The sequence below is a fragment of the Acidimicrobiales bacterium genome, assembly GCA_033344915.1.
Classification (GTDB): Bacteria; Actinomycetota; Acidimicrobiia; order Acidimicrobiales; family Aldehydirespiratoraceae; genus JAJRXC01.
On sequence record JAWPML010000001.1, the window covers coordinates 2,650,727 to 2,665,402 of the forward strand.

Consider the following 14,676-nt stretch of genomic DNA (forward strand, 5'->3'; position numbering starts at 1 on the left):
CGAGACGGCGACCGCGTGTTTCGCGGGCTCGACGAGACTGCCGCCGCCGACTTCGCCCGCACCGAAGCTGCGCCGTTCTTCCGGGCCGGCCTCGACGCGGGGACCATCGTCGGAACTCGCCGCGTCGACGAGTCGAGCCCCGATGGCCGCGCCTGGACGACCGTGGTCGAACACGACCAGATCCCCGTGGTCACCTATCCGCACGAGTGGTCGTTCTCGATGCTCCAGGACGCCGCGCTGTTGACGCTCCGGCTCGTGCGAGCGGCGATCGACGACGACATCACCACCAAGGACGCGACGGCCTACAACGTGCAGTTCGTCGGCACCCGGCCCGTCTTCATCGACGTCCCGTCGTTCGAGCCGTACCGCGACGGCGAGCCGTGGTGGGGCTATCGCCAGTTCTGCCAGCTGTTCCTGTTCCCGCTCATGTTCACCGCCTACAAGGATCTGCCGCATCAGCCGTGGCTGCGTGGGTCGGTGGACGGCATCACGCCCGAGCACGCCCGGCGGGTACTGGAGGGTCGACGGGCCGGCCACAAGGGGTTCCTCTTCCACGTGTGGCTCCATGCGAAGGCCGACAAGCGATTCACCGGCGGCTCCGCCGACACCGTCAACGAGATGAAGAGCGCCGGCTACAAGAAGGAGATCTTCATCGCCACGATCGACCGGCTGATCAAGCTGGTCGAGGGCCTCGAGTGGGAACGGTCGGAGTCGACCTGGGGCGACTATTCCCAGCGCGCCCACTACGAGTCCAAGGAGCTGCTCCTCAAGGGCGACTTCGTCCGCAAGATCGCGTCGCAGCGGCACCGAGGCCAGGTGTGGGACGTGGGCGCGAACGACGGCATGTTCTCGCGGATCGCAGCCGGCCACGCCGACACGGTGCTGGCGATGGACGCCGACGATCTCGTGGTCGATCGCCTCTACCGGGAGCTGCGTGACGACGGCACCGAGGGCATCGTCCCGATGGTGATGAACTTCGCCGACCCGACCCCCGGTATCGGCTGGACGGGCACCGAACGCCCTCCCCTTCCCGAGCGATCGTCGCCGGACCTGATTCTCGCGCTCGCGGTGATCCACCATCTGGCGCTCACCCACAACGTGCCGACGACCGCAATCCTCGACCACTTCGCCGCGCTCGGCGGCGAGGTCGTCCTCGAGATCCCGACCGAGGACGACCCGATGGTGAAGACCCTCCTGCGCCACAAGCGGGCCGGCACCCACGACGCCTACACGCTCGACGCGATCGAAGCGCAGGCCGCCGACCGTTTCGCCGTCGCCGAACGCCTCGCGCTCCCCGGCGGCACCCGCGTCCTGCTCCACCTCGTCCCCCACTGAGTTGAGACGGCGGGGTCAGAGTCCCGTCCCACCTCCCCCGAGCGGCTACAGGCCGGCGCGGCGATAGGCCGACTCGAGCTCCTCGTGGCCGGTGTAGCAGCCGAGGAACACCCGGTTGCCGGTGTAGTGCGTGCGGCCGTGCAGCACGCGCCAGTTGTCGATCAGCAGGAGTTCGCCGGGCGCCCATGTGAGCTCGAGCGCCCGCGCCGGCTCGGTCGCCAGCGCCCGGAACGCCGCGTAGGCGTCGATCACCTCGTCGACCCAGCCGTGGGCCGGCAGCACCGGGGCACGGTCATAGTTGTTGAAACTGACCTGGCGAAGCACGCCCTGCGCGTCGACCCGAAGCGGTGGCCGGTCGGCGTGGACGCTCACGCCAGGCTCGAGGTAGCGCCCGCCGATGTCGTAGCGGGCGAGCAGTTCGGCGGCTGTCGGTTCGCGTTCGACCAGGTCACGGGCCACGGCGAACCCGTCCACCAGGATGGAGTTGCCGCCCGCGCCGTCCCTCTCCTGCTGGGCGAAGACGATCGTGCCGGGGCAATCATCGAGGTAGGTCCCGTCGGTGTGGACGTCGAGTGCGACGGGCGCGTACGCGGAGTCCTGATGCTCGACGTCGCCCGGCGCCATCCTCCAGACGTCACCGAACAGCGTCGTCCGGATCCCGCCGATCCGGCCGGCAAGCCGCCGCACCGCCGCGTCGCCGAGCGGCGCTCCGTCGAACCGGACCCAACCGAAGCGGCGCAGATGGCCGAGGGCGTCCGTCCAGGCCCGGTCGTCTTCGATCACCGGGGCGGGGAACGTCGTGACGACCGGCCGAGTCGACCAGAGCTCGGCGCCGGAGTCGAGCCGGAACGATCCCGGCGACGGTCCGGGAGTCCGCGGCGACCGGACGACGGCGAGCAAGGCCGCAAGGTCGTGTCCGGTCGTGGCGCCGTCGGACCATCCGATCGTGAGCGTCTCGCCGGCGTTCTCCACCGAGACGGCGGCGACATCACGCGGTATCGCGAACGTGTCGACCTCGCGCTGGAGCGTCTGCGGGTGGACCGAGCCGGCGTCGTCACCATGGTCTCGCAGCCAGCGTGCGGGCAATTCGTACCCGTCGATCGTGACCATGTCGCCCACGCGGTAGACGCTAGCGGCCCGAGGTGGGACGGGACTCTGACCCCGGCGTCTCAACTCAGCGGAGGATGCGGGTCTTGCCGTACATGGTGCCGAAGAGGAGACGTCCGTCGTCGTCGATGGTGACGCCGGCGCCGATGGTGTTGAACTTCGATCCGCCGAGCACGTAGTGGAACGCCGCGGCGCCGGTCTCCCAATCGACCGCCTCGATCGTGAACCGCCCGTCGCGCACGCCACACGTGTAGACGAGCCCGCTCTCCTCGGCCACGAAGGGCACGGAGTTGGGCGACGAGACGTCGTGGTTGACCCACGCCTCGCGGAACTCCCGCGCCTGCGGGTCCCAGGCGTACTTGTGCAGACCGTGGGGGGTGTACGCCGGCTTGTGCGGGAGCATGAAGCACAACATCCGCACCCCCTGGCCGGGGAACCCGTCCGGCACCGAGGCCGGCTCGTTGTTCACGGTCATGGCGCCGTACCCCGACACGGTGATCGACTGCTCGGTCTGGATCGTCTCGATCGTCGGGTCGCCCATGGTGGCGGGACCGATCCCGGCGATCCGACGGTGCGGCGCGTCGGGCAGCTGTTCCCAGTCCTCGGGAATGTCGTTGCGCCAGGCGATGGTGATGTTCACGACCTCGTCGCCGTCGCCGAACACCACGAACTCGTCCTCGTCGGGCCCGAACCCCATCAGCGACGGCGTCGTGCCGGATCCCGTGCCCCCGCCATTGCGATACGGGATCGTCCAGCCGCCGTTGGCCGGGTCGTCAGTCAGCTCCGTTCCGGTCCACCGCAGCTTGTGGTGGTGATCATTGGACGACACGTAGATGCCGTTGTCCTCGTCCACGCACATGCTCGTCCGCATCCAGCCGTAGCCGACCCGACCAGCCTGCTCCATCGTCTGGTTGTAGGCCGCGGCGTGCTCGGCGCCCCCGGCGACCTGGAAGGCGTGGTACTCGGAGAAGTCCCGCGCCAGGACCACCACCCAGCCGTGGTCGGTGGACATCACGAGCCGGCCGTCGAACGTCATGTTCATGCCGACGAACGCGCCCTCGATCTCCGGCGGCTTGGGCCAGCGGTCGCGTTCGACGATCTCGCTCGCGGGGTCGGTCGGGTCGGTCTCGACATAGGCGACGGCGTGGTCCTTGCGCCCGAGGAACAGGGTGTTGTCGCGATCGAGCAGTGCGTAGACCCCGTCGAGGCCGGTCATGAACCTCATCGACAGTTCGATGGCGTGTTCGATCGCCTCCCCGTCCTCCTTCTCGTCGAGGGCCGCCAGATACCCCTCGAGCTCCGAAACCGGCGTGCGGCCTCCGCCACCGACGATCTCGTGGTCGGCGAGCACCTCGAGCGTCTCGTAGTCGAGCTTCGCGATGTTCTCCCGACCGTTCGACCAGACCACCCGCCGCCCGTCCGGATAGGGCGACGACGTCAGGTGGCCGAAGTGGCAGGGCCCGAGCCAGGCGTACTGGAGGTCGGTGGCCTCGTCGAGCACCTCGGTGGGCCCTTCGGGCCCGCGCCACGGCACGTTGTCCTGCTGATCGCAGCGGCCGTGGGCGATCGCGTACGAGGAGTCGGCCAGAAACGGGTTCCGGGGAGCGTTCTGCATTCCCGCGCGCCTAGACCGCGTCTGCGAAGGGTTCGCCGTGGAACTCGACCCGGTGGACGACGCGTCGCCCCTGGAAGTCCGACAGGGCGATGTGCTGCGTCGAGCGATTGTCCCAGATGACGACGTCGCCCTCCGCCCAGGTGTGGCGGAAGGTGAACTGGGGCTGCTGCACATGGTCGATCAGGAACGGCAGGATCACCGAGCTCTCTCCCGGCGGCAGGTTGACGATCCCGCGGGTGAAGATCTCGTTGACGTAGATGAGCTTCCGGCCGGTGACCGGATGGGTCTGGACGACGGGATGCACGGCGAAGTGCGACTCGTTGATCTCGTGGCGTGCCCGCCGGTTGGACAACAACTCCTTCATGCCGTTCGACAGGGCGTCATACGCGGCCGCCGTACTCGTCCAGAGCGTGTCGCCGCCTACCTCCGGCAGGATCTGCATCGAGAGCACCGCCCCGGTGCACGGCTCGTCGACGAACGTCTCGTCGGTGTGCCACTTCTCGGCTCGGTAGCCCTCGTCGCTGTCGAAGACACACACCAGGTCGTTGTCGGGATGACGCGGGTTCTGACCGAGCGGGGGTCGCGCCTCGCCGAAGACCTCCGCCAGCGCGATCTGCTGGGCGGGGGTCGGGCTTGCGGCGGGCAGGACCAGCACACCGTGTTCCGGCAGGGCCGCGCGGATCGCGTCCTGGAGCGCCGGGTCGGCCAACACCTCTGCGAGTGGGTTGGCGACCTCCGCGGCGAGATGGCCGCTGAGTCGACGGAGTTGGAGCGTTGGAGTGGACACGGTCACCTCAGACGGGGGCGGGTTCGGTGGGCACGGCAACGCCGGCCCGGAAATCGGCCGACGATGGGAGACCGGTATCTGCTTCGAAGGCCACGACGAGCGATCGGACGATCTCGCTCGCGTCGGCGAGGGGGATGTCGCGGACGATGCGTTCGAGACCGGTCGTGATCGCATCGATCACCCGGCCGTGGAAGGCCACGCCGGCAACGGTGAGAACGACGAGCTTGCCGCGGCCGTCCGCCGGGTCCGGTCGTCGTTCGACGAACCCGTCGGATTCGAGTCGGCGAAGCGTCGCCGTCAGCCCTCCACTCGTCTGCACGACGAACCGAGCGATGTCGGACGGGCTCGCCGAGCGCCCCGGCCGGTGGATGAGCAGCGACATCACCCGCACCTCGGCGGGCGTCGTGTCGTGGTCGGCGCAGATCTCGGCGACCATCGCCTCGTTGAGCCGGCCGAGCCGGCCGAGCAGGAGAGCGAACGTGGTCGGGTCGGCCATGCCCTTGATTTAACTTTGCAGAAAGCTTTCTGTCAAGCCACTTCCCCCACTAAGATGACCAGCCATGATCCTCGGATTCGACGTCGGAGGCACGAACGCCCGGGGTCAACTGGTCGACCCGGCAAGTCGCGCGATCGTCGCCCGCAGCCGGGCATCGAGCGCTGGTGACGGCGCGGACCTCGTCCGCACACTCACGCGCCTCGCGGAGGATCTCCAGCAGCAGGGCGGCGCCGCGACCGCGGTCGGCCTCGGCGTCGCCGGGCTGGCGAGCGCGTCCGGCATCGTCCACTTCAGCCCGAACTTGCCGAACGCGACGGGCTATCCGATCGGTGCGGAACTCGCCGCCGCACTCGGCGTACCCGTCACGCTCCTCAACGACGCGAGCGCCGGCGCGTGGGCCGAAGCGACCGTCGGCGCCGGTCGCGACGCGGACGACTTCGCCTACGTCGCGCTCGGCACCGGCATCGGCACCGGGTTCGTCGCCGGCGGCTCGCTGATCACCGGCGCCCACGGCTTCGCGGGCGAGGCCGGCCACATGGTGATCGACGTCGACGGACCCACCCACATCACCGACCAGCGCGGGCCGTGGGAGCACTACGCGTCCGGCAATGCGCTGGGCCGCCAGGGTCGCGAGGCCGCAGCGGCCGGCTCGTTCGACGCGGGGGTCACCCTGGCCGGATCAGTCGACGCGATCACCGGGTTCCACGTGGCCGAGGCGATGCTCGCCGGCGACGACGACGCGAGCCGGATCTTCGTCGGCTTCTGCCGCTGGGTCGCGATCGGATGCGCAAACCTGGTCATGATCCTCGATCCGTCCCGCATCGTCATCGGCGGTGGACTGAGCGGGATCGGCCAACCCCTCGCCGACGGCATCGCCGACTGGATGCCCGACGTCACTCTGGGCGCCGCCCACCGCCCGCCGGTCGAGATCCGCATGGCCGAGCTCGGCGACGACGCGGCCGCCCTCGGCGCCGCCCTCTTCGCCCTCGACTCCGCCTGACCGAGAAAGTATGGGGGTCTGACCCCCTGTACCTTCCGAGAAAGTATGGGGGTCTGACCCCCTGTACTTTCTCAGGCGTCGGGCTTCTTGGCCCGGCTGGGGCTGACGCGGGGGGGTTCGTTCGGCTGCTTCGGGTAGACGGGCGGCCATGGCGCGTCGAGCAGACCGTCGGCCCAGTCGCGTTCGTGCCACTCGAGCAGCGGCTCGAGCGACTGGAGCTCGTCGTCGAGCGCCGCCCACGGGTCGCCCCGCTCGGCCAGCAGGCCGGGCACGGTCGCGAGCGTCAGTTCCTCGGGCTCGACGGTGTCGACCTCCTCCCACGTGATCGGCATCGACACCTGACCACCGACCCGCGGCCGCACCGACCAGGTGCCGAAGACGGTCTTGTGCGGCGCGTTCTGATTGAAGTCGACGAAGATCCGCTCACCCCGTTCCTCCTTCCACCACTCACACGTGAGGAGATCCGGTCGCCGGCGCTGCATCACGCGAGCGAGGGCGACGGCCGCGTAGCGGACCTGATAGCTGTCCCAGCGCGGCTCGAGGCGGACGTAGATGTGGATGCCCTTGGAGCCCGACGTCTTCGGCCAGGCGACGATGCCGAGCTCCTCGAGGACGGCGTTCACCTCGAGGGCGGCGGCCCGCACATCGTCGAAATTGGTGCCCGGCTGGGGGTCGAGGTCGATCCGGAGTTCGTCCGCGTGCTCGGGGTCCGCGGCCCGGTACGGCCACACGTGGAAGCCCAGACACCCCATGTTCACGGCCCAGGCGATGTGCGCCATGTCGTAGGCGATCAGGGCGTTGGACGTGGTGCCGTTGGGCGTGCTGACCTCCGTCGTGCGCAGCCAGTCGGGCGCGCCCTTCGGCACCCGCTTCTGGAAGAACGACTTCCCCCTCGCGCCGTCCGGGTAGCGCTCCAGCAGCAGCGGCCGGCCGCCCACCACCCGCATGAAGGGCTCGGCCACGGCGAGGTAGTACTCCACGAGGTCGAGCTTCGTCTCGCCCCGCTTGGGGAAGAACACCTTCTCCGGGCTGGTGACGCGGACGTCCACCCCATCGATGTCGAGAGTGATCGGGGCACCGTGCTCGTCGCCGGCCATGACCGGACGCTACCCGGTCGGCTGGAGCCGCTCGACCGTCAACGCGATCACACCACCGGCCGCCATGATGCCGGCACCGACCACGCCGAGGCCACCGAACGACCAGGCCGAGACGACAGCACCACCCACGAGCGGGCCCGCCGCTCGCCCGGCCGCCATAGCCGCCTGCGCATCGCCCGCCCGGTCCGCGGGATTCGCCGACCGGGCCGCCAGCAGACTGAAGACCCCGGGGATCGCGGCCCAGAACGCGAATCCCCAGAGAATCAGGACCGGCCAGGCCATCCACGGTTCGGTCAGGAATCCCAACGCGAGGGCGCAGAGGCCCGTCAGCACGATCCACAGTCCGGCGAACGGACGGCGCCCGCGCCAGCGCGCCGAGGGAATCGACGCGAGCGCGTTGGCCGCGTAGATGAGCGACAGCGTGCCCGCCCCCACGCCCACCTCGTCGATGAGGATCACGCCACCGAACACGAAGACCGCCGATCCACCGAGCGTCATCAACGTCAGCGCGACGACCAGGGCGAGGGCCTGCGGTACCGCCTTGGATCGCTCCCGGTCGACCGCCGCGCCGACACCGTCGAAGGTCGGCGTCCACAGCAAGGGCACCAGCGACGCCGCGGCGAGCACGGCGAAGATCGTGCGGTCGTCGCCCACCTCCAGCAGGAACCCGAAGAGCGGCGACACGACCACGCCGGCGACGGGGCCGACGACGGCGATGTCGCCCTGCCGTTCGTCGTCACCGAAGACCTGCGACCAGGCGAGCCAGGTGAGCGTGCCGAGGGCGAGACCGGCGAAGCCGCGCAGCACTACGAAGAGGACGAAGGTGTCCGACAGGGCGCTGGCGAGGTTGGCGGCCGCGAGGATCAGCAAGGCGAGGCGGAACGCCCGTCCCGATGGCGCCGTGAACCGCCCCGCCGTCCAGGACCCCACCACGAACATGCCGAGCTGGGCGGCGGAGAAGAGTCCGGCGGTTCCCGCGCCCACGTCGAACCGTTCGGCGATCGACGACAGGGAGATCGGGGTGGCCGCGAACACTGCGGTGGACACCGCGGTCGCGGCGAGCAACCCGGGGGCGGTCCCGAGCCGGGCAACGCGAAGTAGCCGAAGGGGCGCCTGCATCGCCGCAGGCTACGGCGCCGCCCCCCGGGTTTGACCGACCGAGCTAGGCGCCCGGCTTGAAGACCATGAGATAGAGCGTGATGAGGAACATCACGGTGATGAGCTGACCGCCGAGGGCGATGGTCTTCACCGCACTGTCGTCGCCGGCGGCGAGCTTCTTCTCGCCCTTCAGGATCATGGCGTGGAGCACACCGTTCATGGCGAGCCACAGCACGACGGCCGGCCAGACCCAGCTGTCGGAAACCGAGATGAACAGGTCGCCGTTCGCGTCCTTGCCGGACATCCCCGCCAAGCCGAAGCCGAGCAGGCCGCCGACGATGAGCGCCGCGCCGTAGATCTTCATGCCGCGCGACGCGATCCCGGTGAAGATCCGTTGGCGCGCGTCACCCATGCCCTGGGTGTCGTTCTCGACGAACGGATGCACGAAGGCGGGCGAGAACGCCACGAACATCGTGAGAATGTGCAGGAAGAGAACGACGTTGTATCCGGTGTCACCGACATCAGCGAGAATCATGGACACAGCATAGTTCCGCCTCGCTGCGGCAATGGGTGGGCCGCCTGGCCGAGCGAGCCGTAGGCTGGCGCCCATGCCCGAGTACCGCAGCCGCACCACCACCCAGGGACGCAACATGGCCGGCGCCCGTGCCCTCTGGCGCGCCACCGGCATGACCGACGACGACTTCGAGAAGCCGATCATCGCCGTGTCGAACTCGTTCACCCAGTTCGTGCCCGGACACGTGCACCTGAAGGACATGGGCCAGCTCGTCGCCCGCGAGATCGAGGCCGCGGGCGGCATCGCGAAGGAGTTCAACACGATCGCTGTGGACGACGGCATCGCGATGGGTCACGACGGGATGCTCTACAGCCTGCCCAGCCGCGACCTGATCGCCGATTCGGTCGAGTACATGGTGAACGCCCACTGCGCCGACGCGTTGGTGTGCATCTCGAACTGCGACAAGATCACCCCGGGAATGTTGATGGCCACCATGCGCCTCAACGTCCCGACGATCTTCGTCACCGGCGGCCCGATGGAAGCCGGCAAGACGCGCCTCGCCGGCGTCGAGGTGAAGCTCGACCTCATCGACCCGATGATCAAGGCCGGCGACGCATCGGTCAGTGACGAGGACGTGCTCCAGATGGAGCGCTCTGCGTGCCCGACCTGCGGCTCGTGCTCCGGCATGTTCACCGCGAACTCCATGAACTGTCTCGCCGAGGCCCTGGGCCTCGCCCTTCCCGGCAACGGCACGGTGGTGGCAACGCACAGCGATCGCGAGCAGCTGTTCCTCGAGGCCGGTCGTCGCATCGTTGACATCGCGAAGCGGCACTACGAGAAGGACGACGACTCGGTCCTGCCCCGTTCGATCTGCACGAAGGCCGCCTTCGAGAACGCGATGACCCTCGACATCGCGATGGGCGGGTCGACCAACACGGTGCTCCACATCCTCGCCGCCGCGAGGGAAGCAGAGGTCGACTTCACGATGTCCGACATCGACCGTCTGAGTCGATCGACACCCGCCATCTGCAAGGTCGCGCCGGCCACGAACGACTACCACATCGAGGACGTGCACCGAGCCGGCGGAATCATGGCCATCCTCGGTGAGCTCGACCGAGGCGGTCTCCTCGACACATCACGACCGACGGTGCACAGCGAGACGTTCGCGGCAGCACTCGACCAGTGGGACGTCGCCCGCGACCCGGCCCCCGACGTCGTCGAGTTCTTCCGGGCCGGACCGGCGGGCATCCCGACCCAGACCGCGTTCAGCCAGAGCACCCGGTGGGACACCCTCGACCTCGACCGCGAGAACGGGTGCATCCGCTCCGTCGAGAACGCCTACTTCCAGGACGGCGGGCTCGCCGTGCTCTACGGCAACATCGCCGAGAACGGCTGCATCGTGAAGACGGCCGGCGTCGATCCGTCGATCTTCGAGTTCTCCGGCCCCGCCCGGGTGTTCGAGTCCCAGGACTCTGCGTGCGACGGCATCCTCGACGAGTCCCGGATCCAGGCGGGCGACGTCGTGATCATCCGCTACGAGGGCCCCAAGGGCGGTCCCGGCATGCAGGAGATGCTCTACCCGACGAGCTACATCAAGAGCCGCGACCTCGGCAAGGAGTGTGCGCTCGTCACCGACGGCCGCTTCTCGGGTGGCACGTCCGGACTCTCGATCGGCCACGCCTCACCGGAAGCCGCCGAGGGCGGCGCCATCGGCCTCATCGAGGACGGCGACATGATCGACATCGACATCCCGAACCGCACCATCGCCCTGCGCATCAGCGACGACGAACTCGCGGCGCGGCGCGCCGCGATGGAGGCCAAGGGCGATGCCGCCTGGCGGCCGGCCGAAACCCGCACCCGCAATGTGAGCTCGGCCCTCTGGGCCTACGCGGCGATGACCACGAGCGCCGACAAGGGCGCGGTCCGCGACGTCAGCCAGATCCGACGGTGACATGACGGCGGTCGAACGGACGACGAGGGGTCCCGACGCCGTTCGGCGAGCGCTCGTCGACGCAGCAAAAAGCCTCATGGGCATGCGCTCACCGCGTCAGGTGAGCGGCCGCGAGCTCGCCCAACACGCCGGGGTCAACTACGGACTCATCCACCACTACTTCGGCACGAAGGACAACGTCTTCGCCGAGGCCGTGGCCGAAGCGACCGAGGCCATGGGCGAGCGTTGGGATGCCGGCGGCATGCTTCCCGTCAACACCACCGACGAGGCCGCGAGCTATCGCACGTTCGCCAAGCTCGAGGTCGACGACGCGGCGAGCCCGATCCGCCACCTCATCACCCGCATCGTGGCGGGTCAGGCCGAGGTGACGGGCCGACCGAAAGACGATCCCGAGCTGCTCGCCGAGGTCGCCATCGCGACCGCCCTCCAGTTCGGGTGGGGTGCCTTCGAGGAGGACATCCTCGACACGCTCGAGGTGTTCGGCGCGGAGCGCGACGCCCTGCGCGCCCGGGTGAGCGAGCTGTCCCTCCGTCTCGCGAGCAACTGAGCGCCTCGATGACGAAGCTGCGCAGCGACCGCGCCGTTGTCGCGTACATCGCGTCGATGGCGGTCATCCTCGCCTTCGGCATCGACGCGTCGCTGCCCGCATTCGACGAGCTCCGGGCGGAATTCGATCTCCGCGACGGATCCGGCGAGGTCTCGCTCGTCGTCACGACCTACTTCCTCGGCATGGGGTTCGGCCAGCTGATCTGGGGCCTGTCGTCCGACCGGATCGGTCGCCAGAAGGCGATGCTGGCCGGGCTGCTTCTCTATGGCGTCGGCGCCGCCGGGGCGGCGCTTGCCGGGAGCATGACGATGCTGTTGGTCGCCCGCGTCATCTGGGGACTCGGCGCCGCCGCCCCGAGCGTGCTGCGCAACTCCGTCGCCCGCGACCTCTACAGCGGGGACAAGCTCGCCCAGATCACGTCCATGGCGATGGCCATCTTCCTGATGGGCCCCGCCGTCGCGCCGGCGGTCGGCGAGCTGATCCTGCTCGGCGACAACTGGCGGTGGGTCTTCGCCGCGGCGGTGCCCCTCGCGATCGGCGGCATGGTCTGGACGTTCCGGTTCGGCGAGACGCTCGATCCGGCGAACGTCCGGCCGCTCGACCTCCGCAGCATCGCCGCCGGTGCCCGCACCTACTTCGGCAGCCGCGCCGCCTTCGGACATTCACTGGCCATCACGGCCGCCTCCGGTGCCTTCTTCATCTTCCTCGGATCGAGCCAACCGATCGTCGACGAGATCTACGGCTACGGCGACTGGTTCGCCCTCATCTTCGCCGGGGTCGCCACCTGCATCGGCCTGACCGTGTGGAACAGCGGGCGCTTCATCCGCGGTCATGGTGCGCCCACGGTCGCCCTCGTCTCGGTGATCGGGATGATCGCCGCCGCGTCGACGTTCGGGGTCGTCGCCGTGGCCACGGACGGACGACCACCGTTCTGGTTCTGGCTCGGTGCCGTCGCGGTCTTCGCGTCGCTCGGCACGGTGTCGACACCGACGATGACCGCGATGGCAATGACGCCGATGGCTCGCGTGGCCGGTACCGCGAGCGCGCTCAACGGCGTGCTGACCGTGGCCGGAGCGTCGCTTCTCGCCGTGGTGTTCGATCGCCGGATCGACGACAGCGTCACACCCATGGCCGTCGGCTTCCTCGTCTATTCGCTGGTCGCGCTCGGCTTCCTGCTGTGGGCCCGCGGCGGCTCCGAGGAGATCGTGGAGCCGGCCGATCGGGCTACCGTGGCGCGATGAGCGACGAGTTCTGGGACGCGACCGCGCCACTGCTCGCGGAGGGACTGATCGAGGAGGGCACGATCATGGGCGGCCCCTGTGTGCGCAGCGCCGGCGAGTTCGTCGGCATGCCCCACCACAAGGGAGACGGCATCGTGGTCAAGCTTCCCCGCGACGAGGTGGACGCGATGATCGCGGCCGGCGACGGCGCGTCGTTCGCCCCGGCCGGGAAGGTCTTCCGTGAGTGGGTACTCGTCGAGGAACACGACGAGACGCGGTGGACCGAGCTGCTCCGCCGGTCGGTCGCCTTCGTGAATCCGTGAACGGCGGCCGCGAGTAACGTCCCCGGATGCGCTTCACCACCGTCCGCACCGACGGCACGACCCGAGCGGCCCGCGTCGAGGGCGACGAACTCGTCCTGCTCGATCATGCCGACGTCGGTGCGCTCCTGCGCAGCGGCGACGACGGCACCGGGACCGGACCGACAGTGGCCGCGGCGACGGCTGACCGCGCACCGCTCGTCATCCACCCCGAGAAGATCGTCTGCGTCGGCGTGAACTATCGCGATCACATCGAGGAGATGGGCCGGGAGCCGCCCGCCGCGCCCACCTATTTCGCGAAGTACCGGCGGGCGCTCATCGGCGCCCGGGACGACATCGCCCTTCCCGACCCGGCCGTGTCCACGAGCATCGACTGGGAGGCGGAGCTCGCCGTCGTCATCGGCACCGAGGTCCGCGACGCGACGGCCACCGAGGCCCTCGAGGCGATCGCTGGCTACAGCGTGCTCAATGACGTGTCCGTGCGGGACTACCAGCGCCGCACCACCCAGTTCCTCGCCGGCAAGACCTGGGAGGGCATGACCCCGCTCGGGCCCGAGCTGGTGACCCGAGACGAGCTCGGCGACGGATCGGGGCTCGCCATCCGCTGTGAGGTCGACGGCGTCGTGAAGCAGGAGAGCACCACGAGCGAGCTCGTCTTCAACGCCGTCGACATCGTGGCGGACCTGAGTCGTGTCATCACGCTGGCTCCCGGCGACGTGATCGCCACCGGCACCCCCGGTGGCGTCGGCGCGGCCCGCACGCCCCCCGAGTTCATGACGGAGGGCACCGAGTTGCGTACGGTCATCGAGGGCATCGGCGAGTGTCTGAACGTCTGCCGCTTCCGATGATGCGAGGATGACGTGATGGGACTCTTCAGCCGCAAGAAGCGTGAACCCGCCGACCTCGCGGCCATCGATGAGCCGGACGGCGCGGACGAGGCGACGCCCGCGCCCGATGTCGCGGCCGAGGACGTGCGCGAAGCGTTCGAGCGACTGATGGGCCGGGAGTGGGAGCGGCTGTCGAGCCCCGGCACCTGGTGGACCGCCGGCGAGCGGATCGCCATCGCGATCGACGCCCGCCTCGCGATGGCGGGCGAAGCGCCCAGCGGCGTACTGCCGCCACCGCTCGAGGAAGCGACCGCCCGCATCGCCGCGGCACCGGCCACGATCCGCGGCACGGACGTCGCCCGCTGGGAACTCGACGGCCTCGACTCGTTCGCCTATGTCGAGACCGTCGGCATCGTGAGCCGGCTGATCGCGCTCGACACCGCCGCCTTCGGGCTCGGGATCAAGGCCCGCCGGCTCCCCGAGCCGCAACCAGGCGCCCCGTCCCGGATCCGGCCCGCCGACGCAGCCCTCACCACCGGCTGGTCGCCCACCGTCGGACCCGCCAGCGCGCCCTCGTCACTCACCGCGGTGCCCGACGAGGCCGAGGCGATGTTCGATTGCCATGGCGTGCTCTACGCAACGATGGAAGAGATGTTCGAGATGCAGCTCGAACGCGACGGGCTCACCCGCCCGCAGATCGAGCTCGTCGCCGCCCGCACGTCGACGCTCAACGAATGCTTCTATTGACTGCTCGGCCACGCC

At 69.4% G+C, this 14,676-nt stretch carries 15 protein-coding genes; 8 read left to right on the forward strand and 7 right to left on the reverse strand.

All coding sequences use genetic code 11. The annotated features are described in order from the left end of the window. Positions 1–15 precede the first annotated feature (15 nt). Positions 16–1,335, forward strand: coding sequence for a hypothetical protein (locus R8F63_12785; protein MDW3219479.1), 1,320 nt, complete (start codon positions 16–18; stop codon positions 1,333–1,335). A gap of 45 nt (positions 1,336–1,380) precedes the next feature. Here the strand turns inward: R8F63_12785 and R8F63_12790 are convergent, their stop codons facing one another. The 4 genes from R8F63_12790 to R8F63_12805 all read right to left on the reverse strand — a co-directional run bounded on the left by R8F63_12790 (position 1,381) and on the right by R8F63_12805 (position 5,340). Continuing rightward, positions 1,381–2,445: a TauD/TfdA family dioxygenase gene (locus R8F63_12790; protein ID MDW3219480.1), complete on the reverse strand. Its 1,065-nt coding sequence runs from the start codon at positions 2,443–2,445 to the stop codon at positions 1,381–1,383. 64 nt (positions 2,446–2,509) lie between these two features. After that, on the reverse strand, positions 2,510–4,057 hold the full coding sequence (locus R8F63_12795; GenBank protein MDW3219481.1) for a hypothetical protein: 1,548 nt from the start codon (positions 4,055–4,057) through the stop codon (positions 2,510–2,512). Positions 4,058–4,067: 10 nt separating this feature from the next. Then, on the reverse strand, positions 4,068–4,844 hold the full coding sequence (locus R8F63_12800; GenBank protein MDW3219482.1) for a TauD/TfdA family dioxygenase: 777 nt from the start codon (positions 4,842–4,844) through the stop codon (positions 4,068–4,070). A gap of 7 nt (positions 4,845–4,851) precedes the next feature. After that, positions 4,852–5,340 carry a MarR family transcriptional regulator gene (locus R8F63_12805; protein ID MDW3219483.1) on the reverse strand — a complete coding sequence of 163 codons (489 nt, stop codon included), beginning with the start codon at positions 5,338–5,340 and terminating at the stop codon, positions 4,852–4,854. 64 nt (positions 5,341–5,404) lie between these two features. Between R8F63_12805 and R8F63_12810 the strand changes: the two genes are divergently transcribed. Beyond that, positions 5,405–6,340, forward strand: coding sequence for an ROK family protein (locus R8F63_12810; GenBank protein MDW3219484.1), 936 nt, complete (start codon positions 5,405–5,407; stop codon positions 6,338–6,340). 71 nt (positions 6,341–6,411) lie between these two features. On the opposite strand, the gene ligD is transcribed toward R8F63_12810, so the two are convergent. The 3 genes from ligD to R8F63_12825 are packed head-to-tail and all read right to left on the reverse strand — an operon-like array spanning position 6,412 to position 9,070. Further along, a complete protein-coding gene (gene ligD, locus R8F63_12815; GenBank protein ID MDW3219485.1) occupies positions 6,412–7,437 on the reverse strand; it encodes a non-homologous end-joining DNA ligase in 1,026 nt (341 codons plus the stop codon). A gap of 9 nt (positions 7,438–7,446) precedes the next feature. Beyond that, a complete protein-coding gene (locus R8F63_12820; GenBank protein ID MDW3219486.1) occupies positions 7,447–8,556 on the reverse strand; it encodes a hypothetical protein in 1,110 nt (369 codons plus the stop codon). Between the two features lie 43 nt (positions 8,557–8,599). Continuing rightward, positions 8,600–9,070, reverse strand: a complete 471-nt coding sequence (locus R8F63_12825) for a hypothetical protein (GenBank protein ID MDW3219487.1) — start codon at positions 9,068–9,070, stop codon at positions 8,600–8,602. A gap of 73 nt (positions 9,071–9,143) precedes the next feature. Between R8F63_12825 and ilvD the strand changes: the two genes are divergently transcribed. Genes ilvD through R8F63_12855 form a run of 6 tightly spaced genes read left to right on the forward strand, consistent with a single transcriptional unit; the run spans position 9,144 to position 14,661 of the window. After that, on the forward strand, positions 9,144–11,000 hold the full coding sequence (gene ilvD / locus R8F63_12830; protein ID MDW3219488.1) for a dihydroxy-acid dehydratase: 1,857 nt from the start codon (positions 9,144–9,146) through the stop codon (positions 10,998–11,000). A 1-nt stretch (position 11,001) separates the two neighbouring features. Further along, complete coding sequence (locus tag R8F63_12835; GenBank protein MDW3219489.1) at positions 11,002–11,547, forward strand: helix-turn-helix domain-containing protein; 546 nt, start codon at positions 11,002–11,004, stop codon at positions 11,545–11,547. Between the two features lie 8 nt (positions 11,548–11,555). Further along, entirely contained in the window at positions 11,556–12,788 is a 1,233-nt protein-coding gene (locus R8F63_12840; protein ID MDW3219490.1) for an MFS transporter, read from the forward strand. Then, positions 12,785–13,090, forward strand: a complete 306-nt coding sequence (locus R8F63_12845) for a hypothetical protein (protein MDW3219491.1) — start codon at positions 12,785–12,787, stop codon at positions 13,088–13,090. Before R8F63_12840 ends, R8F63_12845 begins: the two co-directional genes overlap by 4 nt. A 26-nt stretch (positions 13,091–13,116) precedes the next feature. After that, positions 13,117–13,935, forward strand: a complete 819-nt coding sequence (locus tag R8F63_12850) for a fumarylacetoacetate hydrolase family protein (protein MDW3219492.1) — start codon at positions 13,117–13,119, stop codon at positions 13,933–13,935. A gap of 15 nt (positions 13,936–13,950) precedes the next feature. Next, entirely contained in the window at positions 13,951–14,661 is a 711-nt protein-coding gene (locus tag R8F63_12855; protein ID MDW3219493.1) for a hypothetical protein, read from the forward strand. Positions 14,662–14,676: the final 15 nt, after the last annotated feature.

Bases quoted from the DNA above. Each gene is read 5' to 3' on its own strand.
- R8F63_12835 (MDW3219489.1), top strand. From the start codon at position 11,002: ATGACGGCGGTCGAACGGACGACGAGGGGTCCCGACGCCGTTCGGCGA.
- R8F63_12840 (MDW3219490.1), top strand. From the start codon at position 11,556: ATGACGAAGCTGCGCAGCGACCGCGCCGTTGTCGCGTACATCGCGTCG.
- R8F63_12790 (MDW3219480.1), bottom strand. From the start codon at position 2,445: ATGGTCACGATCGACGGGTACGAATTGCCCGCACGCTGGCTGCGAGAC.
- ligD (MDW3219485.1), bottom strand. From the start codon at position 7,437: ATGGCCGGCGACGAGCACGGTGCCCCGATCACTCTCGACATCGATGGG.
- R8F63_12855 (MDW3219493.1), top strand. From the start codon at position 13,951: ATGGGACTCTTCAGCCGCAAGAAGCGTGAACCCGCCGACCTCGCGGCC.
- ilvD (MDW3219488.1), top strand. From the start codon at position 9,144: ATGCCCGAGTACCGCAGCCGCACCACCACCCAGGGACGCAACATGGCC.
- R8F63_12825 (MDW3219487.1), bottom strand. From the start codon at position 9,070: ATGATTCTCGCTGATGTCGGTGACACCGGATACAACGTCGTTCTCTTC.
- R8F63_12805 (MDW3219483.1), bottom strand. From the start codon at position 5,340: ATGGCCGACCCGACCACGTTCGCTCTCCTGCTCGGCCGGCTCGGCCGG.
- R8F63_12820 (MDW3219486.1), bottom strand. From the start codon at position 8,556: ATGCAGGCGCCCCTTCGGCTACTTCGCGTTGCCCGGCTCGGGACCGCC.
- R8F63_12850 (MDW3219492.1), top strand. From the start codon at position 13,117: ATGCGCTTCACCACCGTCCGCACCGACGGCACGACCCGAGCGGCCCGC.
- R8F63_12795 (MDW3219481.1), bottom strand. From the start codon at position 4,057: ATGCAGAACGCTCCCCGGAACCCGTTTCTGGCCGACTCCTCGTACGCG.
- R8F63_12845 (MDW3219491.1), top strand. From the start codon at position 12,785: ATGAGCGACGAGTTCTGGGACGCGACCGCGCCACTGCTCGCGGAGGGA.
- R8F63_12810 (MDW3219484.1), top strand. From the start codon at position 5,405: ATGATCCTCGGATTCGACGTCGGAGGCACGAACGCCCGGGGTCAACTG.